Origin of the sequence: Nocardia noduli (genome assembly GCF_019038455.1) — a bacterium.
In the GTDB taxonomy this organism is placed as follows: Bacteria; Actinomycetota; Actinomycetes; order Mycobacteriales; family Mycobacteriaceae; genus Nocardia; species Nocardia noduli.
The window spans coordinates 51,512-71,374 of record NZ_JAFMPL010000031.1; the positions used below are offsets into that span (position 1 = coordinate 51,512).

The following is a 19,863-nucleotide window of genomic DNA, read 5'->3' on the forward strand; positions in this document are numbered from 1 at the left end:
GGACCGAGCGCGGCACGTAGGTGGCGCCGACGAATCGGGTGACCAGTACTCACCCACTCGCATAGCTTCTACAGGCGCACCGATGTCCGGCTGCTCACCATTCGGCTCGATCGGCATGCCGAACTCAGGGACCACCCGAGCGTGTACGCCGTGGCCCACTGCTGCGCGAGGCAATGCTCGGTGCGATTCGGCCCACCGCCTACCGGAGGCTGCTCACGTCCGATGAAACTGTCGCGCGCGGATCGAGCAGCGGTGCCTTCCGGCATCCGGGCGGTGGCGACGACTGCCGGACTACTGCGCGGGCAGCTCCGGGATACGGGTGGCGCGCGCGTACACCGTCTCACCGTCGGCGAGGCGAAGCGCCTCGGCGTCGCCACGGGTGACCTGGGCGGCGAACAGATCGCCGGTCGCCGCGTTGCGCATTTCGACGCGCACCTCGAATCCGAGGTGCACGACGCGTTCGACGGTGGCGCGGGTGACGCCCGCCGACTCGGCGGTGCCCTCGTGTTCGGCCTGCGACATGCTCGGGTCGCGGCCGACGCGGATGTCGTGCGGGCGCACCAGGTGGCCGTTGAGGCGGGCCACCGCGCCGAGGAACGACATCACGAATTCGTTGGCGGGGCGGTCGTAGACGTCTTCGGGGCTGCCGACCTGTTCGATACGGCCCTTGTTCATCACCGCGATCCGGTCGGCGACGTCGAGCGCCTCCTCCTGGTCGTGGGTGACGAGCACGGTCGTCACGTGGACTTCCTCGTGCAGCCTGCGCAGCCAGGTACGCAGGTCGGCGCGCACCTTGGCGTCGAGCGCGCCGAAGGGCTCGTCGAGCAGCAGCACCTGCGGGTCGACCGCGAGCGCGCGGGCCAGGGCCATGCGCTGACGCTGGCCGCCGGAGAGCTGGGCCGGGTAGCGGTGCTGGAAACCGTCGAGCCCGACGATGCCGAGCAATTCGTCGACCCGCTTGTTGACCTCGTTCTTGGGACGCTTGCGGATCTTCAGGCCGAAGGCGACGTTGTCGCGCACGGTCATGTGCTTGAACGCGGCGTAGTGCTGGAAGACGAAACCGATATCGCGTTTCTGCGGCGGGATGAAGGTGACATCGCGTTCGGCGATGACGACCGTGCCCGAATCCAGCGATTCGAGTCCGGCGATGGAACGCAGCAGCGTCGACTTGCCCGAGCCCGAAGGGCCGAGCAGCGCGGTCAGTTCGCCGGAGGGAATCTCCAGGGAGACGTCGTCGAGGGCGGCGAAGGAACCGTAGTTCTTCTTCGCGCTGGTCACGGTAATCATTTGGCGCCCCGCTTACGCTCGAGGAGGGTCATGAACAGAAGGACTACGAGGGCCATGCCCATCAGCAGGGTCGCGGCGGCATAGGCGCCGAAGCTGTTGTGGTCGTTGATGTAGCGGCCGTGCACCAGCAGTGTCAGGGTCTGCGACTGACCCGGCAGCGCGGAGGAGACCATGATCACCGCGCCGAATTCTCCGAGCGCTCGGGCCACGGTCAGCACCACGCCGTAGGTAAGACCCCAGCGGATCGCGGGCAGGGTGATCCGCCAGAACGTCTGCCACCGTGACGCGCCGAGGGTGGCCGCGGCCTGCTCCTGGTCGTCGCCGATCTCGTGCAGTACCGGCTCCACCTCGCGCACCACGAAGGGCAGGGTGACGAAGATGGTCGCGATCACCATGCCCGGCAGGTTGAAGATCACCTTCAGACCAGCGTCCTCGAGACCACCGAACCAGCCGCCCGCGCCCCACAGCAGGATGAGCGCGACACCGACCACGACCGGCGACACCGCGAACGGCAGGTCGACGATGCCCTGGACCAGATTGCGGCCGGGGAATCTGCCGCGAACCAGGGCGATCGCGGTGACGATGCCGAACACCACATTGAGCGGCACCACGATCAGCACGATCAGCAGTGAGAGCTGGAAGGCCGAGACGGCCGCCGGTGTGGTGATGGAATCGAAGAACGCGCCGATACCGTCCTCGAAGGTGCGCCACAGGATGATGATCAGCGGCAGCACCAGCAGGATGAACAGGTAGGCCAGCGCGACCGTGCGCAGCGAGATGCGCGTCAGCGCGGAGAGTTTCATCGGCTCGCCTGTTCCTTACGCGCGCTGCGGTCCGCGAGCAGCCGCAGTCCGAGCAGGCTCACGAACGAGATCGCCAGTAGCGCCACCGACACCGCGGCGGCGTTGATCGGGCGATCGATCTCGATCTGTTTCTGGATGTATTGCGAGGCCATCTCGGTCTTGCGCGGGATCGCGCCGCCGATCAGAACCACCGAACCGTATTCGCCGATGGCGCGGGCGAAGGCGAGACCGCCGCCGCTGATGATCGCCGGTGTCAGCGTCGGCAGCACGATGCGCCGGAACGTGGTCCAGTTGTTCGCGCCGAGTGACAGCGCGGCCTGTTCCACCTCGCGGTCGACCTCGATCAGCACCGGCTGCACCGAGCGCACCACGAACGGCAGGGTGACGAAGGCCAATGCCACGATCAGACCCGGCTGGGTCGCGTTGAGGTGGATGTCGATCGGGCTCTGCGGGCCGTAGAGCGAGAGCAGCACGATGCTGGCCACGATCGTGGGCAGCGCGAACGGCAGGTCGATCAGCGCGTTGACGATGCTCTTGCCGGGGAATTCGTCGCGGACGAGCACCCAGGCGATCAACGTGCCCATGAGCACGTTGATCAGGGCGACGACCACCGAGACGAGGATCGTGATGCGCAGCGAGTCCAGCGCGGCGGGTGCGGTGATCGCGTCCCAGAAGCCGGACCAGCCGTCTTCGAAGGAGGTCACGGTCAGCGCGGCCAGCGGCAACAGCACGATGATGCTGAGCCACAACACCGCGGTGGCGATGCCGAGCGGGCCCACCGAACCGCTGACACGTAGCCAGGAAGGCAGTCGCGGGCCGGTGCGGGCCGGCGGCGGCTTGCCGATGACGGGAGCGACGGAACCGCTCACTCTCTCGGTGCCGTCGAGATCGGGCGCGGGCCCGGTCTCGGCGGTGCTGCTATCAGTCACAGTCGTTCAGTATCCCGTGTTCCTCCGCGACGGTGCCCGGCCCCCGCGCGGTCGCGCGAGAGCCGGGTTCCGCCGCTGACTCCCCTGGCGGCTCGGACGAGCTACTTGGTCGCCTTGTCGTAGATGACGGCGACGGAGCCGGTGTTCGGTGCGAACAGCTCCTTGTCCACGGTCTTCCAGCCACCGAGATCGTTGATGGTCCACAGCTTCTGCGGGGTCGGGAAATCCTTGGCGAAGTCCTTGGCGACGGTCGGATCGACCGGACGGAAACCGGCCTCGGCCCAGGCCTTCTGGCCCGCCGGGGTGTAGAGGAAGTCGCGGAACGCGACGGCCTTCTCCGGGTTCTTGCTGTTCTTGAGGACGGCGACCGGGTTCTCGATCTTGAAGGTCTGCGGCGGGATCACGTGCTCGATCTTGTCGCCCTTGCGCTCGGAGAACAGCGCTTCGTTCTCGTAGCTCAGCAGGACGTCACCGGTGCCCTGGAGGAAGGTCTCGGTGGCCTCGCGACCCGACTTGGGCTGCACCTTGATGTGCTCGGGCGAGACCAGCTGGCCCAGGTAGTCCAGACCGGCCTGCGGGTTCTTGCCGCCGTCGGACTTGGCCGCGTAGGGGGCGAGCAGGTTCCACTTGGCCGAACCCGAGCTGAACGGGTTCGGGGTGACGACCTCGACGCCCGGCTTGAGCAGGTCGTCCCAGTCCTTGATGCCCTTGGGGTTGCCGGGACGGACCACGATCGCGACGACCGAACCGAACGGGATGCCCTTGTTGGCGTCGGCGTTCCAGCTCGCGTCGACCAGACCCGCGTCGACCAGGCGGGTGATGTCGGGCTCGACCGAGAAGTTGACGACGTCGGCCTCGGCGCCGTCCTTGACCTTGCGCGACTGGTCACCCGAGGCGCCGTAGGAGCCGTTGACCACGACGTTCTTACCCGCGTCGGTCTTGTTGAACTCGGGGACGACCTTGTCGAAGCCGGGCTTGGGCACGGCGTAGGCGTACAGGTTCAGGGTGCCACCGCTCCCGTCGGCCCCACCGCCGCCCACCGTGTCACTGGCTCCACCGCCGCATGCGGTGAGGGCTGCTACCGCGACCGCGGTGAGCGCGGCGGCGGCATAGCGGCGGCGCGGACTGAGCCAAGATTTGCGAGACATCGGGATGAACCCTTTCCTGCGGATCGTCACCGGGACAGATGTGGTGACAGACAAAAGATGTGTCGGGTAGACCTACCGCGCGAACGACGGCAGTGGCGCGACTCGGCCCCGGCGGGCCGTCGGGACGAACAGGTCTGCGAAAAGGTGCACGCCAGTCTACGAAGTAGAGGGCGCAGACATGCTCGGTCGCCGATCAGCGACAGAGAATGTCGGCGACCGCGAGGTTACCGACAGCGATCAACGCCAATTCATGGCGGACCAGCGGGACGGCACTCGAAGACACCGGCTGACTGTAGCAGAGCTTCAACCTCGAGTTCGAATTAGAAAGATTTCTGTATCAACCGTCGGTTTCATCCCATGACCTGCGGCGCTGTCACGCGTCGGGGAGCGGACGACGCAGATCCGTGACGGCGATCCTGGCCACTTCCGCGATCGCGGCGTCGACCACGGGCAGCACCGGGTCCGCGCGCGCCGCGCGGGTGAACACGGCGACCGCGACCGGATATTCGCCCGGGAACTCCACCACGGCAACCTCGTTGCGGATGACCCCGATGGTGCCCGTCTTACCCGCCACACTCACCCCGCGATGCGGGAACGCCGAGGCGATCCGATGCGACCACGGCTGCTTGCGCATGACCGATCTCACGAAATCGGTCTGCTCGGGCGAGAGCACCGCCCCGGTCCAGATCGCGCGCAGCAGGCGCGTCATCTCCTGCGGCGTCGTCGCGCTCGTGTACGAGGGGTCGTAGGCCGAGACCGACCACGCCTCGTCGTTGTCCGCGAGCGCGGCGAAGGCCTCGGCGGTGCTGTGGGTGTCGGTATCGCGGACCAGGCTGCGGTACTGATCGGCCGTGCCACCGACCACCCGCGTCTCGGTGAGACCGAGGTCGGCGAGCAATTCCTCGACCGCGCCGAGCCCGATCTCGCCGAGCAGGACATCGGCGGCCGCGTTGTCCGAGACGGTCATCATCGAGGTCGCCAGATCGCGACGGCTCATCGTCACCGGATCGCGCAGCACCGCGATACCGGTCGGCCCCGGTGTGCAGTCCGAGGGCAATACCGTGAGCCGGGCCGCCGGATCGATACGGCCCGCGTCGACCCCGCGGCAGAAGGCGACGAACAGGGGCAGTTTGTAGACCGACGCGCTGACCACCCGCGAGTGCCCGTCGACCGAGATCTCGCCGGTGGAATCGTCACATCGGCGAGCGTGCAGCCAACCCGAGCACCCCGCGTCCGCGAAAACCGCCCGTATCCGATCCTCGACCGTGTTCATCGCACCCGCTCCCGGTAGAGCACCCGGTCGACGGCGTCGGCACTGGTCTGCGCGCCGGTGCCGCGCACCACGCGCACCCGCAACGCGATCGCCCGCGGGGCCATCCGCAGCCAGCTCACCCCCGGCGTCGACGTCGGTGGCGCGGTCGTGAAGCCGAACGCGCTACCGGCCGCGACGGCGGCGAACAGCGCGCGGTCGTCGCGCACGGTGACCATCGGCGCGTCCAGGCCGCGCTCGCGCAGCAGATCGACGACGGTGTCGTAGGCGGGCGGATTCGCCGCACGCGGCGCGTGCGCGAAGGCCAACCCGGACAGCATGGGGAAATTCGGATGTTCGGCGCCGACACTGCGGTGGTCGGCGGGCGCGACCAGCCAGCGCGGCAGTTTCACGACGGGCCCGGCCTCGACGCCGTCCAGCAGGGCCGGATGTTCGACGACCGCGACATCGCACAGTCCCTCGCGCACCCTGGCCACCAGGTCGACGGTGCTGTCGACGGTGGTCGACACCGTCGCGCCCGCGCCGGACATCGTGCGCAACGCCGTCACACAGGCGGTGACCACCCGATCGGGCAGCGCCGAGGTCGCGCCCCAGTGCACCGCGCCGCGCGCGTCGGCGATCCGGTGCGATTCGGCCAGCAGTCGTGCCGCGTCGTCGACCAGGAGTCGCGCGCGCGGGAGCAGTCGCGTCCCGGCCGAGGTGAGTACCGCGCCCTGGCGGGTCCGGTGGACCAACTCGACGCCCAGATGACGTTCCAGCCGCCGCAACCCCTGCGACAACGGCGGCTGGGTCATCTCGAGTGCGGCCGCCGCCCTACCGAAATGCCTCTCGTCCGCGACGGCGACGAAGAAGCGGAGGTGGCGGATCAGATCCATAGGGCCATTGAACCAAGGCGGCCGGGGTCGACCGGCTCGTCACGAGAGCGGCGACCGGCACGACGGCCGATCCATCGGCACGGGCCTGCGACGATAGCGAGGCCGACTCGTCAGGACCGTCGTGCGATATTGGCCCTCGGCCGCGTCGCGATGGTGGGCTGCGGCGGTGACTCTCTCAGTATCGGCCCGCTTCCGGCCGCGCCGTCGGCACCTCGTCGCCGTCGCACTCGCGGTATCGACGATGGTGACCGCCGCGTGCGGTTCCGACAGCGATTCGGCGACCACCGATTCGGCGACCACCGGCCTCGCCACCACCACGATCTCCGCCGCACCGTCCTCGGCATTCGCCGAGCTCGAATCGAAGGCCGGTGCGCGACTGGGGGTTTACGCGGTCGACACCGGCGACGGTCGCGTCGTCGCCTATCGCGAGGGTGAACGCTTCCCGATGGCGTCCACCTTCAAAGGTCTCGCGTGCGGCGCACTGCTGCGCGACCATCCGCTGTCGTCGGGCTTCTTCGACCAGGTGATCCACTATGCCGCGAGCGAGATCGTCGACGCCTCGCCGGAGACCTCGAAACATGTCGACACCGGGATGACCGTCGCCGCGCTGTGCGAGGCGGCCATCACGCTGTCGGACAACGCCGCGGGCAATCAGCTGCTGAAACTCCTCGGCGGACCGGAGGGATTCACCGCGTTCCTGCGATCCCTCGGCGACACGACTTCCCGGCTGGACCGCTGGGAGACGGAGTTGAACACCGCGATTCCCGGCGACGAACGCGACACCACCACCGCGGCCGCGCTCACCGCCGACTACCGCGCCCTGGTGGTGGGCGATGTCCTCGCCGCACCCGAGCGCGAGCGGTTGACGTCGTGGCTGATCGCCAACACCACCGGGGGTAAACGCATTCGCGCGGGCCTTCCCGCCGAGTGGCAGGTCGGCGACAAAACCGGTTCTCCCGCATACGGTTCCGCGCTCGACGTCGCCGTCACCTGGCCTCCCGGACGGGCGCCGCTCGTCATCACCGTGCTGACCACCAAATCGGAGCAGCAGGCCACGGCCGACAACGCGCTGGTCGCCGAGGCGACCCGGGTCACGTTGCGGGCCATGGGATTTCCGTCGAGCGAGCGGTGAGCTCGCGCTCAGATCACCGAGCCGACGTCCTGGACCACGAGATTGTCCAGCGCCCGTTCGGCCACCGCGGCGATCGTCATGGACGGGTTGCACGCGGCGGTGTTACCCGGCATGAGCGCACCGTCGAGGACGTAGAGGCCGCGCTGACCGAGCACCCGGCCGTCGAGATCGCAGACCGAGCCCATACTCGCGCCGCCCAGGGGATGCCAGGTGGAGGGGAACAGCGCGTTGGTATCGATCAGCGTGCTGCCGGGGCCGACGATCTTGTTCACCGTGGGCCCGATGTGATTGACCTGGATATCACTGTCGCCCTCGTGGGGCCAGTGCAGGACCGCGTCGTCGGCCGCCGCGTCGTAGACGAAATTGCCGCGTCCGGTGCTCACGCCGTAGCCGACGACCACGGTGCTCTTGGTATCGAGACCGAGCGGCGGCAGCGAGGCCTGGATGACGGTATGCGCCGCGTAGGGGTCGTCGTCCCAGAGTTTGCTGCCGTAGACCACCGGCCCACCCTGCACGGTGCCGAAATCGTCGCTGAAGCTGTTCCAGGCGTAGATCCGGTCGGCGTTGGAACCCCAGTTCTGTCCGAGCGCGTCGGGCAGACCGGAGATCTTGCCCTTGGCTCCGGCGCGCATCAGCAGGCGGGTGGTGTTCATCGTGCCCGCCGCCATCACCAGCGTGCCCGCGGTGATGACCTTGTTCTCCAGCACCTTGCCGGTCGTGTCGAGCCGTTCCACCAGCACGGTCCAGCGGCCGTCGGGCGCGCGTTCGACATCGGTGACCTGGTGCAGGGTCTCGACTTGCACCTTGCCGGTCGCCTCGGCGGCGGCGATGTAGGTGACATCGACCGAATGCTTACCGCCGTTGTTGACGCCCATCGCGCCGTCGCCGTTGGTATAGGACGCGCGCATCTCGCCACGGATCTCGGCGAGGGCGTAGTTCCAGTCGATGGGCATCGGGATCTTCTCCAGCGGCAGCCCGGCCGCGCGCACCCGTTCGGCGAAGGCGCGTGCGGCCGCGTACTGCGGGCTGGCGATCAACTCGTCGGGCGCGGTCGCCAGCCCGAGCATCTTCGACACCCGGGGGTAGTGGACGCGGTCCATCCGCTTCCAGTCCAGTTCCTGCGGGAAGTGGGTGTTGAACACGGCTTCGTTCGGCTGCAACGACATGCCCTGGTAGACCAGTGACCCACCGCCGACGCCGGAGGCGCACAGTGTCGTCATATTCTCGCCGGGCACCGCTTCGATCAGTCCGGCGTAGGGCTCGAACAGCAGCGGGGTACCGAACAGATTCGGGCTGGATTTGTACCACAGCAGCCGTTTGTCCAGGGCCGAAGCGCGGGGGAAGGTGTCGGCGTTCGGGCCGGTCGGCCACCGCAGACCGCGTTCGAGCACCAGCACCTGAACGCCCGCCTGGGCCAGGCGCAGCGCGGTCACACCACCGCCGAAGCCCGATCCGATGACGACGACGCGGTGTTCCTCACGCGTGAGCGGGACGTTGTTCACCCGCGCCGCGATACCGTTCGTGGCACTGGAATTACCGGCGGCGGCGACCATGACGCCTGCCGCGACAGCTCCGGTCAACAGTGACCGGCGCGTGATTGAAGACATGGACACACTTTCGTGAAAGGGAGCGGGCGTCCGGAAAGAGCAGAACGCGCCGGACCGGAATCAGTTTCGGCGTCTGATACCGCACCGGACGGAAGGGTGCGGGTCGGTCTGCGCGGAATCGGGCGCATCCTGTTCGTCATCGCCGTCGTGCGCGACCCCGATGATTTCGTGGAGTCCTCGGCAACCCATCCGCCCGCGATAACGCGCGGCAAAATCATTGCTGGCCAAGGAGATTCCTTCCACACTGACGAAATCCGAGGTCATTACCGGACAGTAATGTCCGGTGGTTTGGTTAGTCTGCGGGAAGATAACGATTGCGTCAAGAGGCAAACCTACCGGTTCGCATGCCACCACGGCGCTCGTCGGCGTCGGCGAACCCCGATACCAGGCGGAACGCTTGCGCAGCAACATCTTCGCACCCGCGCACGCGTCGGGCGCGACAGTGACAAGCTCCCTGAATCGACGCCGGAGGTGAGATATTCCGCCGCGAATCGATGCCGTGCGCGAGGGCTCAGCGCACCTGCGGGCAGAACTGGGTGCGGAGGAAAGTATTCAACTCCGTCGCGTTCTCCACCGTCACACCCGCCGCGATCTCGCGCGTCAGAATCGTTTCCCAGGTCTGCGCCCCCGTGGTGACGGCCCGGCAATCCATCAGTTTCGTGTACGCCAGGGCCTCGATCGCCTGGCGCGAGAGGGCGGTACCGCCCGCCGCGGCGTAATCGGTCCGGATCGCGGCCATGTACAGCAGTTGGGTGACCGTCTCGTTGACGCCCGCCGCGGCCAGTTCGGCGGAAATCGCCTGGGACGAGGGCAGTGCCATGGTGCTCGACGAACCGGCGGCGGGCCTGGACTGCGAGCCCGCGTCCGCGTCACCGCAGGCCGATGTCGCGAATCCGGCCAGGAAGACGGCCGCACAACAGATGGTCGCGGCGCGTGACCGAATTATCGGCACCACACGTCCCCTCTCGCGGTGCGTTCCGCCGACAGGTTTCGACGTCACGATAGAACGCACCCTAAACGCTGCGCGGAATCCTCGCGGTCGAATCCGGAGGGATTACGAGTACCCGGGAAGAATTCAGCGAAACGTCGTCTTCAGATAACTCGTCACGTCATCCAGGTCGGGGGTTCGGTGCACGTATCCGAGGTAGCCGTCCGGCCGGACCACGTACGCGGCACCGCTCACCGCGGCGTAGACCCGAGCGAAATCCGTTCCGCTGTCCCGGATCACCGGCAACCGCGTCGTCTCGACCGCCGCGCCGGGCGCCGCGACGAGATAGCTGTCGAGCCGTCCGTGCGCGGCCACACGCGCGGCGGCGGCCAACCGCTCCAACGCACCGAGACCGTCGAGGTCGACATCCTCACCCGCGTAGAGCAGCAGCGTGTGGTCGGGACCGGCGAGCAACGAGAACAGATCGACGGCGAAAGCCGCGACCGCGCGGGTCAACCCGGGGGCGTCGACACCGGCGACCGCCGCCACGAGTTTCCACGCCAGCCCGTGCGCGTCCTGGATTCCGGTGTTCATCCCCTGCGCGCCGGTGGGCGGATGGATGTGGGCCGCGTCGCCCGCGACGAAAACCCTGCCACGACCGTAGGTGTCGACCATCCGATGACTGATGCGGAACACCGAGGACCAGCTTCGACGGTGACGCCCGTCGTCGCCAGTCGATCGCACAGAATCCGCTCGGTCAGATACTGCGGGAGCCCGACGAACCGGTACGGAATTCCCGGCGGCAGTGTCAGTTCCAGACGCGCCACCTCCGCGCCGTCGACGTAGACGATCTGTCCTCGCATCTGCTCGGCGGCGTCGAGCACCTCGCGCAGCACGCCGAGTCCTTCGAACACCTCGACGGTGCGCGGCTGGATTCCCACCGCCTTCGCGTACAGCGGCGGCTCCGACAACGCGTCGATCACCCGGCAGCGCACGCCGCGCCGGGCCAGTTCGACGGCCGCGGTCAGTCCGACCGGACCGGCGCCGACGACGATCACCTCCGTGTCGACCATGCGAAACCGCCTCGACTCGAGTATTCCCTGGGTGAAGCGGTGAGTTTACTCGGCGATATGCCGAAAGTTAGCTGAACATCCGCCGTGGCGCGGTGGCCCTCCGCGCCGTGACAGGCCGCGACTCCTACCGGGGGTGGAGAACGAACCCTCTCGCGGCACGATGTCGGCGGCCCCTCGCGTCGATACGCTCGGTCACGTGCGGTCGCCGATCGGAAGCACGGCGACGTGACCTGGACGAAGGCGGGCGAGGGTGGGCAGGATCGACACGGGGCAGGTATTCGGACACGGCGTCATCGCGAACCTGCTGCAAGCCGGTGACCCGGACGCGGCGGAGGCGGTGGTCTTCCTGCACGGCTCACCGGGCAGTGCCGCGGATTGGACCGAATTCGTCGCGCACACCGGGGATTTCGCCCGAGCCGTGGCCTTCGACATGCCCGGCTTCGGCGGCGCGCGCACCTTTCCCGGATTCGACCATCGCGTCGAAGGCGACTACCTGACCTACCTCGAGAAGGTCACCGACGGTCTCGGGATCATCCGGGCACACCTGGTCACCCACGATTTCGGGGTGCCGTGGGGATTGGCGTGGGCCGCGGCCCATCCCGACCGACTCGCCTCGCTGACACTGATGAACGCGGGCGCGATGCCGGACTACCGGTGGCACATGTACGCGCGCGTCTGGCAGACCCCGGTTCTGGGCGAACTCGTCCAGAAGGTCAGCAACCGTGCGGGTATGCGCCTGCTGCTACGCCGCGCGAACCCCCGACTGCCCGTCGAGTTCATCGACCGGATGTACGACAACTACGACGCGCACACCCGCGCGACCGTGCTCGCCCTCTACCGGGCCGCGCGCGATCCCGCGGCCATGCTCACGCGATCCCTGGCCACACTGCCCACCGCCGTCCCGACACTGGTGCTGTGGGGCGGCGCCGACCCGTGGCTACCCGCCCGCCACGCCCACCTCCAGTCCCAGATCTGGCCGAACAGCCGGATCGAGGTCATGCCGGGTCTCGGGCACTGGCCCTTCGCCGACGATCCGGCCGCCGTCGCCGACCTGCTCCTGCCCTTCCTGCGCGAGGCTCACGGCGCCTCCGCGCCGTGAGACCGAGGCGGGCGCCGTCCACCGCGGCCGAACCCGCATCCACCCCGGCCGCCGTGCTCGGTGCGAATCCTCGCCAGAACTACTGTGCGCGTTTAGTATCGGCGGTACCGTTGACCGAGGATCTCGGGAGAGCGGTGAGGGTATGCCGACCTACTTCCACCTCAACAGGGGCAGACCCCTCACACGGGGAGCCGTGCTCGGACTCGGCGACCACCCGGCGACGCGGTCGGCCTTCCCCACGGGTGTCTCCCCGCACGGCAGGCGCTACCTCACCGGGCACTTCCGCGTCGACGTCGTCGACCGGACCGGAATCACCCACGTGGTGGCCGACCGCGACACCGGCCTGGAACTGCTGTGGGACTGGGTTCGCCTGAACCGGTATCCGAACGCGCCGTCCCGGTTCCAATCGATCTTCGCCTTCGAAACCCGCGAAGACGTCACCGAATTCGTCACCCGATACGGCGGATACGACGCCGGGTTGTGGCTGGTCGAAACCGACGTCGAAGGTTTCCGCGCCGATATGTCGCTGATGCGGGCGGGTCCGATGCAGAACTGCCTGCGATGGGCCGACCTGTACTGGTCGCAGCAGCCGCATCCGCGATCCGGGCGCGAAGCCGAATTCTTCGGGCGCACACTGTGGGAAGTGCTGCTGACACCACCGGTCACCGTGCTGACCAGGGTGGAACTCTGAGGGCCGCAGGCCATCACACGCCGAGCGCCCGGGCCAGATGCGGCCACGAATCGTGGAGGTCGGTCTCGAACTGTCCCCAGGTGTGCGCGCCCTCGGGTCGGTCGACATGCACGGCGGCCACACCCACATCGGCAAGTCTGCCCGCGAACGCGCCGGTGCAGGCGTCGGCGATCGCCTCGACCGGAGGGAACGACGCCCCGCCCCGATCGATGGGGCCCGGTGTCCCGGACGCCGAGGACAGATATACGGCCTTGCCCGCGAGCGCGCCCGCGTTGACGTACGCGTCGTGGGCACGCCACACCGGCCCGCCGGGCGCGCCCCACATATTCGCCGGTGAGGCGCCGCCGCGCAGCACCAGCGCGCTCACCAGCGCGACCCCGGCGGCGTCGGAAGCCCAGGGACAGCCGCTGTAGGCGGCCACCGCGCGATACCTGTCGGGCGCCTGGATGGCGAGATCGATCGCCGAACCCGCGCTCATCGACACACCGGCCACCGCGTTGCGGCCGGTGCTGCCCAGTTCGGGATCGAGTACGGCGGGCAGTTCCTCGGTCAGATAGGTCTGCCAGCGATGGCGGCCGATCGCGGGATCGTCGGCGAGCCAATCGGTGTAGAGACTGTAGGCGCCACCGATCGGCATCACCACGTTGACGTGCTTGTCGGCGAAGAACTCTCGGACATCGGTGTCGTCCCACCACGAGATCCCGTCCAGCCCGCCACCGATTCCGGTGAGCAGATACAGCGTCGGCGCCGGACCGTCCACGGCGCGGAGAACCCTGTTGCTCACCACCCGATCCATCGACGGCGAATACACATCGATCCGCGAGGCCGAACCGCCGAGCGATTCCTCGCCGACGACCCTCGATTGCGCCGGCGCCGCGCGCCCTGGACCTGCGGAAACCGGAAGTCCGGCGACGAGAACACCTACCAGTACTGCCAAAAGCCTGTAACCCCTCACAGTTTCGAGATACCGCGCGGCCGAGCCGGTGAAACAAACACGCCGCCAGAATCTCCGGCGGGGTCCGTCGACGGGTGGAGGTCGTCGGCCTCACCAGGCAGACTGGGAGCCGACGAGAAACCAGGGACAGAGGGGGAATTCGATCCCATGATCACCAGCCCGGACCGGATCAGGACACGCATGCCGGGAATCAGCACTCGGGCGTGGGAGCACCCCGCCGACCGGACCGCGTTGGTGACGCTGCGCTCGCTCACCGGTTTCGACTCGGTCCTGCGCACACTGTCGGGGCTGTTGCGGGAACGTCAGCACCGATTGATGTATCTCGCCACCGCCGTCCGGGTCGACGAGCGGCAGTTCCGGTCACTGCACCAGTTGCGCGAGGACTGCGTCGGCATTCTCGACGCGCAAACCACACCGGAGATGTTCGTCTTGCAGAGTCCCGAGGTGAACGCCTTCACCATCGGGATGGACGCGCCGTTCATCGTGCTCACCACCGGGCTGATCGACCTGATGGACACCGAGGAACTGCGTTTCGTGATCGGCCACGAACTCGGGCACGCGCTGTCGGGGCACGCGGTGTACCGGACCATGCTCATGCATCTGCTGCGGATCTCGGCCTCGATCGGCTGGATGCCGGTGGGCGGCTGGGCCTTACGCGCGATCGTCGCGGCGCTGATGGAATGGAGTCGCAAATCGGAGCTGTCCGGTGACCGGGCAGGCCTGCTGTGCGGGCAGGACGTCGAAGCCTCCGTGCGGGTGCACATGAAGACGGCGGGCGGCACCTGGGTCGAGGAGATGAACCACGGGGCTTTCCTGGCCCAGGCCGACGATTACGACCGCTCCGGCGACCTGCGCGACGGAGTGCTCAAACTGCTGAACCTGGAGTTGCAGTCGCATCCGTTCTCGGTGCTGCGCGCCGCCGAACTGCGCCGCTGGATCCAGTCCGGTGCATACGACCGCATCGTCGGCGGCGACTATCCGCGCCGCGACCAGGACAGGAACGTCAGGATCAGCGACGAGGTCAAGGCCGCCGCCCGCGCCTACAAACAGAATTTCGACCAGTCCGAGGACGCGCTGGTGCGGACGGTGCGCAACCTCGGTCGCGATGTCGGCTCGGTGGTCGACAGCGTCGGTCAGGAAGTCGGCGACACGGTGACCAAGATCGGGAAACGTCTCAACGACTGGCGCGGCGGCATCAGCGAGTGAGCAACCAGGCCAGGACGACCAGCACGAGCAGGCCGACCAGCGCCAACTGAACGCGCGAGCGCGGCATCAACGGGCCCCGCTCCGCGCGGGATCACGGATCTCGACGGCGGCGGGGGCCAGCATGGCCCGTTCGGCGGCGGCGATGGCTTGGGCCTCGACCCGGTCGCGGCCGATCAGACGCGAGACCGTGCGCAGGGCGCGGTCCAGCGCGAAAGCGATGGCGAAGCTGATCGGGACGATGCCGACCAGAACCACCAGGAACTGCGGCAGGAACGGCAACCCCGCGATCCAGAGCTCGAAGCCGTCCCACCAACCTGCGATGCGATGCACTCCACCAGCCTAGTCGGCGAACCTGAGGATCAGGACACGCGACCGGATCGGGCCGCTAACGGCGGAGTTCGGCGCGCGCGGTGGACGGCGAGCCCCAGGCGACTCAAGATGGGGTATGGCGTCAACCGATGATCTGACAATCGATGAGCCCGACGACCTGCCCGTGCCGAGTGCGCTGACCGGGGCCCACCACGGCGCCTTCCCTCCGATCGACGACTACGCGTTCCTGTCCGATTGCGAGACGACCTGTCTGATCGCGAGCAACGGGGCGGTCGAGTGGATGTGTGTGCCCCGCCCGGACTCCCCCAGCATCTTCGGCGCGATCCTCGATCGCAGCGCGGGACATTTCCGGGTCGGCCCGTACGGCACCAATGTCCCGGCCGCCAGGCGCTACCTGCCCGGCGGGATGATCATGGAGACCACGTGGCAGACGGCGACCGGCTGGCTGATCGTGCGCGACGCGCTGGTGCTCGGCACCTGGCACAACAACGACCAGCGCAGCAAGACCCACCGTCGCACCCCGATGGACTGGGACGCCGAACACATGCTGCTGCGCACCGTCAAATGCGTCAACGGCACGGTGGAACTGGAAGTGAGCTGCGAGCCCGCCTTCGACTACCACCGCGCGCCCACGCGCTGGGAGTACACCGGCAAGGTCTACGAGGAGGCCACCGCGGTCAGGGGCGATGACCCCAGCGCCGGTCCGACGCTGGTGCTCACCACCGATCTGCGTCTGGGCGTGGAAGGTTGCGAAGCCCGCGCGCGCACCCGCATGAAGGAGGGCGATCAGGTCTTCGTGGCGCTGACCTGGTCGGAACTGCCCGCGCCGAAAACCTTCGCGGACGCGGCCGAGAAGATGTGGGCCACCACCGAATGCTGGCGGCAGTGGATCACCCTCGGCAATTTCCCCGACCACCCATGGCGCAACTATCTACAGCGCAGCGCGCTGACCCTCAAGGGCCTGACCTACCGGCCGACCGGCGCGCTGATGGCGGCGGCGACCACGTCGCTACCGGAAACCCCCGGTGGTCAACGCAACTGGGACTACCGCTACACCTGGGTGCGCGATTCCAGTTTCGCGCTGTGGGGCCTGTACACCCTCGGTCTCGATCGTGAGGCCGACGATTTCTTCGCCTTCCTCAACGACGCGACCACCGGCGACAACGGCGACGCGGTACCGCTACAGGTGCTGTACGGCATCGGCGGCGAGCGCGATCTCACCGAGGTCGAACTGCCCCATATGCGCGGATACGACGGCGCGCGCCCGGTCCGGATCGGCAACGGCGCCTACAACCAGAACCAGCACGATATCTGGGGCACCATGCTCGACGCGGTGTACCTGCACGTGAAATCCCGGGGTCAGGTGCCGGAGAACCTCTGGCCGCTACTGGAACGCCAGGTGCACGCGACCATCTCGCGCTGGCGCGAACCCGATCGGGGTATCTGGGAGGTGCGCGGCGAACCGCAGCATTTCACCTCCTCGAAGGTGATGTGCTGGGTCGCACTGGATCGCGGCGCGAAACTGGCGGAGATGCACGGCCAGATCGAGCGCGCCACCGAGTGGTACGGGATCGCCGAGGAGATCAAGGACGACATCCTCGCCAACGGCGTCAATTCCGAGGGCGTCTTCACCCAGGTCTACGGCGGCGACACCCTCGACGCCTCGCTGCTGCTGGTGGTACTGCTGCGATTCCTCCCGCCCGACGATCACCGGGTGCGCGCCACCGTGCTGTCCATCGCCGACCGGCTCACCGAACGCGGACTCGTCCTGCGCTATCGCACCGAGACCACCGACGACGGGTTGACCGGATCCGAGGGCACCTTCACCATCTGCTCGTTCTGGCTGGTGTCGGCGCTGGTGGAGATCGGCGAGGTGCGAAGGGCCAGGCATCTGTGCGAGCGGCTGCTCGGCTTCGCCAGCCCGCTGCGGCTCTACGCCGAGGAGATCGATTCGCGCAGTGGACGTCACCTCGGCAATTTCCCGCAGGCGTTCACCCATCTCGCGCTGATCAATGCCGTCACCCACGTCATCAGGGCCGAGGAGTCGCACCCCGCGGGCAATTTCCAGCCCGCCCACACACCGGCGAACCACCCGCGCTGACGCGGCTCACACGCCGATCAGCCGGTCGGCGCGATCCCGGACACCGCGCAATTCGCCCATCTTGCCGTCGAGTTCGGCGATGCGGTCCTCGCGACGGTCGCCGTATCTGCCCGACGCCTCCTCCGCCGCGCGCAGGGCGTCGTCGGCGGTGCGCATGGTCTCGGTCGCGATATCGGTGAAATGGTCGCGCAGCGAACGTTGCATGGCGCGCAGACGATTACGCGATTCCTTGCTCACCTGGAAGATCACGTCGTCCATCAGACGCGCGACCGCGACCTTGGCCTCGGCCCGACGACGCTGGATACGGTTCTTGCGGTCGTCCCACAGCGCGTTCACGCCGAGCAGCACACCCGCGCCCGCCGAATACCAGTTCACCAGCGACATACCGAGCAGGCTGGTGGCGAGACCGACCATCAGAATACCGCCGTAGGAGCCGCGCAGACCGGACAGGAACTGCTGCGTCACACCGGCTTTCGCGCTCTCGAGCGGTTCGAGCGGTGCGACCGAGCCGAGTACCTCCCCCGGATTCTCCAGGCGCAGATCGGCCAGCGCCGGAGTCCTGTTGTCGGCCGGGAACTTCGAGGCGACCTGCTCGCACAGTTCCACCGAGCGGTAGTGCGCCATCACGAAATTCTCTTCGACCGCCTCGCAGATCCGCGCGTCGAGATCGGTGGCGAATTCCTTCCAGCCGCGGGCCGGATCGGTCTGCACGATCTCGGCTTCGGCGTCGCGCACCAGGCTTCGTAGCCGGTGGCGTAGATCGTGTTCGATATCGGCCATCAGCTCGGTGCTGCCGTCGACCAGGGTGACCTGCCAGTTGGCGGTCCGCTGACGCAGCTGCTCGGCCTGATCGCGGGCCGCGCCGAGTTGTTCGGTGATCTGTGCCTTGCGACGCGGATCACGCAGCGCCTCGGCCTCGCTGTGCAGCGTCATGGCAAGGTGATCGCTCACCAGCCGGATATCGCGGACGGCCGATTCCAGCGCGACCGTATCGGCGCGCGCCACCACGTAGTCGCGCAGGTGATCGATCAGCTGCGGCATCCCCGATTCGATATCGCGCTGGTAGTTCCCGGCCCCTTGGTAGTTGCCGGACGAGGTCGCCTGCCGGTGCAGCAGCGCGGAGACCGGCGCGACCGCGAAACTCAGGCCCGCCCCGTCGAGCAGTTCCCGGTCGCGCTGCTGGATATGGGCCCAGTGCGGGTACATGTCGATCTTGTTCAACACGCAGATGACGGTCGGGCACAGCTGCCGCACCCGTTCCAGATACCCGAGTTGTTCGGCGCCGAGTTCGCGGCCCGCGTCGACCACGTACAGCACCGCGTCCGCGGCGGCGATCATCGACCAGGTGATGTGCTCGTCGACGGGGGCGCCGGGTGCGTCCATCACCACGACGCCGTCGGCCAGCAGCGGGCTCGGCTCGGTGAATTCGGCCCGGATCACGCCCTCGGCGCGCAACGCGGGCTCGGGGTCGAGCGGATCGACCGGCACCCGTTCGGTGCGCCCGCCGCCGATCGATCGCACCAGCGTCGCGGTCGATCTCGATCCGTATTCGGCGATCACCGGCACGCTCAGCGCACTGTCGGTGGCGCTGACCTGCGCCCCGACCAAGCCGTTGACCAGGGTGCTCATCCCGTTCTTCGGTTCGCCGACGACCACGAGGCGCACCCGTGGATCACCGACGCGCGCTCTGACCATGGCCAGGCGGCCGGTGAGATCGTCGCGACCCGCCGCCCGGGTCATCTCCCGCAGTTCGTCCAGGATCCGGATGAGTGGCGCCATCGCGTCCGGGTGTTTCACCGTCGCGGACTCCAGCCCGGCTGCGGCAGACAAGCCTCCTCCTAACCCTGATCGACGATCTCGGTGAGACGGCACCTGTTGGCGTGTCCCGACGTTCGCACCGCTGTCCCGCTAGAACAACAGGTGATGGTCCAACGTGCCGTGGACCGCGTCCGTATCGCCGTACAGTCCGGTTTCCGGTAGCAGACCGGTCGACAGGCCACTTGCGGCGAAAACCGCCGAGTGGTCCGCTTCCGGCACGAACTGTGTGGCAGTGTATCCGTGCGAAGAATCCAGCTGATCACTGACGGGCCGTCCGTTGGGAGCGACGGGCAGTGGTTTGACCGGGGTGGCAGGAGCCGGGGTCGGCAGATCGGGCGTCGGGATCTGCACCGTCGGCACATCGACGCTCGGCACATCGATATCCGCCGTCGGCAGCGGTGCCTGCGTCGGAATATTGTGCGGACTCGACGGCTGCGTCTGGGTCGGGAGCGACACGCTCGGCACCTCGGCACTCGGCACCTCGGCCGAGGGACGGGTGTGGGTCGGCGCGCTCGGCTGGGTGGTGCCCGCACCGCCGGTGCCCGTCCCCGCACCGCTACCGCCGGTGCCCGGCGTCGTCACATCGTCGTCCGGGGTGCTCGGCTGTGTCG

The 19,863-nt window shown here is 68.0% G+C and carries 18 protein-coding genes and 2 pseudogenes; 5 read left to right on the forward strand and 15 right to left on the reverse strand.

The features are described 5' to 3' along the window. Window positions 1-291: 291 nt before the first annotated feature. From JZ792_RS18790 to JZ792_RS18815, 7 genes are all read right to left on the reverse strand, one after another. Window positions 292-1,287, reverse strand: coding sequence for a sulfate/molybdate ABC transporter ATP-binding protein (locus JZ792_RS18790; RefSeq protein ID WP_216911785.1), 996 nt, complete (start codon window positions 1,285-1,287; stop codon window positions 292-294). Continuing rightward, window positions 1,284-2,090 (reverse strand): sulfate ABC transporter permease subunit CysW, encoded by an 807-nt coding sequence (cysW, locus tag JZ792_RS18795; protein ID WP_216911786.1) that lies wholly within the window; start codon window positions 2,088-2,090, stop codon window positions 1,284-1,286. Before cysW ends, JZ792_RS18790 begins: the two co-directional genes overlap by 4 nt. After that, the gene (gene cysT / locus JZ792_RS18800; protein ID WP_216911817.1) at window positions 2,087-2,935 is read right to left on the reverse strand and encodes a sulfate ABC transporter permease subunit CysT; all 849 of its coding nucleotides are present in this window, start codon (window positions 2,933-2,935) and stop codon (window positions 2,087-2,089) included. The genes cysW and cysT overlap by 4 nt, the downstream gene beginning before the upstream one ends. 185 nt (window positions 2,936-3,120) lie before the next feature. Further along, window positions 3,121-4,167: a sulfate ABC transporter substrate-binding protein gene (locus JZ792_RS18805; protein WP_216911787.1), complete on the reverse strand. Its 1,047-nt coding sequence runs from the start codon at window positions 4,165-4,167 to the stop codon at window positions 3,121-3,123. Between the two features lie 193 nt (window positions 4,168-4,360). Continuing rightward, complete coding sequence (locus JZ792_RS43215) at window positions 4,361-4,450, reverse strand: Ms4533A family Cys-rich leader peptide (RefSeq protein ID WP_332873269.1); 90 nt, start codon at window positions 4,448-4,450, stop codon at window positions 4,361-4,363. A 90-nt stretch (window positions 4,451-4,540) separates the two neighbouring features. Further along, the gene (locus tag JZ792_RS18810; RefSeq protein ID WP_216911788.1) at window positions 4,541-5,440 is read right to left on the reverse strand and encodes a serine hydrolase; all 900 of its coding nucleotides are present in this window, start codon (window positions 5,438-5,440) and stop codon (window positions 4,541-4,543) included. Then, window positions 5,437-6,312: a LysR family transcriptional regulator gene (locus tag JZ792_RS18815; RefSeq protein WP_216911789.1), complete on the reverse strand. Its 876-nt coding sequence runs from the start codon at window positions 6,310-6,312 to the stop codon at window positions 5,437-5,439. Before JZ792_RS18815 ends, JZ792_RS18810 begins: the two co-directional genes overlap by 4 nt. Before the next feature lie 241 nt (window positions 6,313-6,553). Between JZ792_RS18815 and bla the strand changes: the two genes are divergently transcribed. Continuing rightward, entirely contained in the window at window positions 6,554-7,444 is an 891-nt protein-coding gene (gene bla / locus JZ792_RS18820; protein WP_216911818.1) for a class A beta-lactamase, read from the forward strand. Between the two features lie 8 nt (window positions 7,445-7,452). Here bla and JZ792_RS18825 read toward each other — a convergent pair whose 3' ends face one another. From JZ792_RS18825 to JZ792_RS42085, 4 genes and pseudogenes are all read right to left on the reverse strand, one after another. Beyond that, window positions 7,453-9,051: a GMC oxidoreductase gene (locus JZ792_RS18825; RefSeq protein WP_216911790.1), complete on the reverse strand. Its 1,599-nt coding sequence runs from the start codon at window positions 9,049-9,051 to the stop codon at window positions 7,453-7,455. Between the two features lie 60 nt (window positions 9,052-9,111). After that, window positions 9,112-9,462 carry a hypothetical protein gene (locus JZ792_RS18830; RefSeq protein WP_216911791.1) on the reverse strand — a complete coding sequence of 117 codons (351 nt, stop codon included), beginning with the start codon at window positions 9,460-9,462 and terminating at the stop codon, window positions 9,112-9,114. 100 nt (window positions 9,463-9,562) lie between these two features. Continuing rightward, complete coding sequence (locus JZ792_RS18835; protein ID WP_216911793.1) at window positions 9,563-10,003, reverse strand: hypothetical protein; 441 nt, start codon at window positions 10,001-10,003, stop codon at window positions 9,563-9,565. Between the two features lie 123 nt (window positions 10,004-10,126). Then, window positions 10,127-11,052 (reverse strand): annotated as a pseudogene (locus tag JZ792_RS42085) (FAD-dependent monooxygenase). 250 nt (window positions 11,053-11,302) lie between these two features. Here JZ792_RS42085 and JZ792_RS18850 point away from each other — a divergent pair. Together JZ792_RS18850 and JZ792_RS18855 are read left to right on the forward strand one after the other, a co-directional pair. Further along, window positions 11,303-12,151 carry an alpha/beta fold hydrolase gene (locus JZ792_RS18850; RefSeq protein WP_216911797.1) on the forward strand — a complete coding sequence of 283 codons (849 nt, stop codon included), beginning with the start codon at window positions 11,303-11,305 and terminating at the stop codon, window positions 12,149-12,151. Window positions 12,152-12,293: 142 nt separating this feature from the next. Next, window positions 12,294-12,842: a DUF2441 domain-containing protein gene (locus JZ792_RS18855; protein WP_216911798.1), complete on the forward strand. Its 549-nt coding sequence runs from the start codon at window positions 12,294-12,296 to the stop codon at window positions 12,840-12,842. A gap of 13 nt (window positions 12,843-12,855) precedes the next feature. On the opposite strand, the gene JZ792_RS18860 is transcribed toward JZ792_RS18855, so the two are convergent. After that, entirely contained in the window at window positions 12,856-13,626 is a 771-nt protein-coding gene (locus JZ792_RS18860) for an alpha/beta hydrolase (protein ID WP_308165357.1), read from the reverse strand. Between the two features lie 318 nt (window positions 13,627-13,944). Here JZ792_RS18860 and JZ792_RS18865 point away from each other — a divergent pair, with 318 nt between their 5' ends. Beyond that, the gene (locus JZ792_RS18865) at window positions 13,945-15,003 is read left to right on the forward strand and encodes a M48 family metallopeptidase (RefSeq protein ID WP_216911801.1); all 1,059 of its coding nucleotides are present in this window, start codon (window positions 13,945-13,947) and stop codon (window positions 15,001-15,003) included. Window positions 15,004-15,069: 66 nt separating this feature from the next. Here the strand turns inward: JZ792_RS18865 and JZ792_RS18870 are convergent, their stop codons facing one another. Further along, entirely contained in the window at window positions 15,070-15,333 is a 264-nt protein-coding gene (locus JZ792_RS18870; protein ID WP_216911802.1) for a hypothetical protein, read from the reverse strand. A gap of 115 nt (window positions 15,334-15,448) precedes the next feature. Here JZ792_RS18870 and JZ792_RS18875 point away from each other — a divergent pair, with 115 nt between their 5' ends. Continuing rightward, window positions 15,449-17,434: a glycoside hydrolase family 15 protein gene (locus JZ792_RS18875; RefSeq protein ID WP_216911803.1), complete on the forward strand. Its 1,986-nt coding sequence runs from the start codon at window positions 15,449-15,451 to the stop codon at window positions 17,432-17,434. A 6-nt stretch (window positions 17,435-17,440) separates the two neighbouring features. On the opposite strand, the gene JZ792_RS18880 is transcribed toward JZ792_RS18875, so the two are convergent. Continuing rightward, window positions 17,441-19,264 (reverse strand): P-loop NTPase family protein, encoded by a 1,824-nt coding sequence (locus JZ792_RS18880; RefSeq protein ID WP_216911804.1) that lies wholly within the window; start codon window positions 19,262-19,264, stop codon window positions 17,441-17,443. A 78-nt stretch (window positions 19,265-19,342) separates the two neighbouring features. After that, window positions 19,343-19,863: pseudogene (locus tag JZ792_RS18885) on the reverse strand (hypothetical protein); the annotation flags it as partial.

Excerpts from the sequence above, each read along its gene's own strand:
- JZ792_RS18830 (WP_216911791.1), bottom strand. The coding sequence starts at position 9,462 with ATGTTGCTGCGCAAGCGTTCCGCCTGGTATCGGGGTTCGCCGACGCCG.
- JZ792_RS18810 (WP_216911788.1), bottom strand. The coding sequence starts at position 5,440 with ATGAACACGGTCGAGGATCGGATACGGGCGGTTTTCGCGGACGCGGGG.
- JZ792_RS18875 (WP_216911803.1), top strand. The coding sequence starts at position 15,449 with ATGGCGTCAACCGATGATCTGACAATCGATGAGCCCGACGACCTGCCC.
- cysW (WP_216911786.1), bottom strand. The coding sequence starts at position 2,090 with ATGAAACTCTCCGCGCTGACGCGCATCTCGCTGCGCACGGTCGCGCTG.
- JZ792_RS18805 (WP_216911787.1), bottom strand. The coding sequence starts at position 4,167 with ATGTCTCGCAAATCTTGGCTCAGTCCGCGCCGCCGCTATGCCGCCGCC.
- JZ792_RS18790 (WP_216911785.1), bottom strand. The coding sequence starts at position 1,287 with ATGATTACCGTGACCAGCGCGAAGAAGAACTACGGTTCCTTCGCCGCC.
- JZ792_RS18815 (WP_216911789.1), bottom strand. The coding sequence starts at position 6,312 with ATGGATCTGATCCGCCACCTCCGCTTCTTCGTCGCCGTCGCGGACGAG.
- JZ792_RS18855 (WP_216911798.1), top strand. The coding sequence starts at position 12,294 with ATGCCGACCTACTTCCACCTCAACAGGGGCAGACCCCTCACACGGGGA.
- JZ792_RS18865 (WP_216911801.1), top strand. The coding sequence starts at position 13,945 with ATGATCACCAGCCCGGACCGGATCAGGACACGCATGCCGGGAATCAGC.
- JZ792_RS18825 (WP_216911790.1), bottom strand. The coding sequence starts at position 9,051 with ATGTCTTCAATCACGCGCCGGTCACTGTTGACCGGAGCTGTCGCGGCA.
- bla (WP_216911818.1), top strand. The coding sequence starts at position 6,554 with ATGGTGACCGCCGCGTGCGGTTCCGACAGCGATTCGGCGACCACCGAT.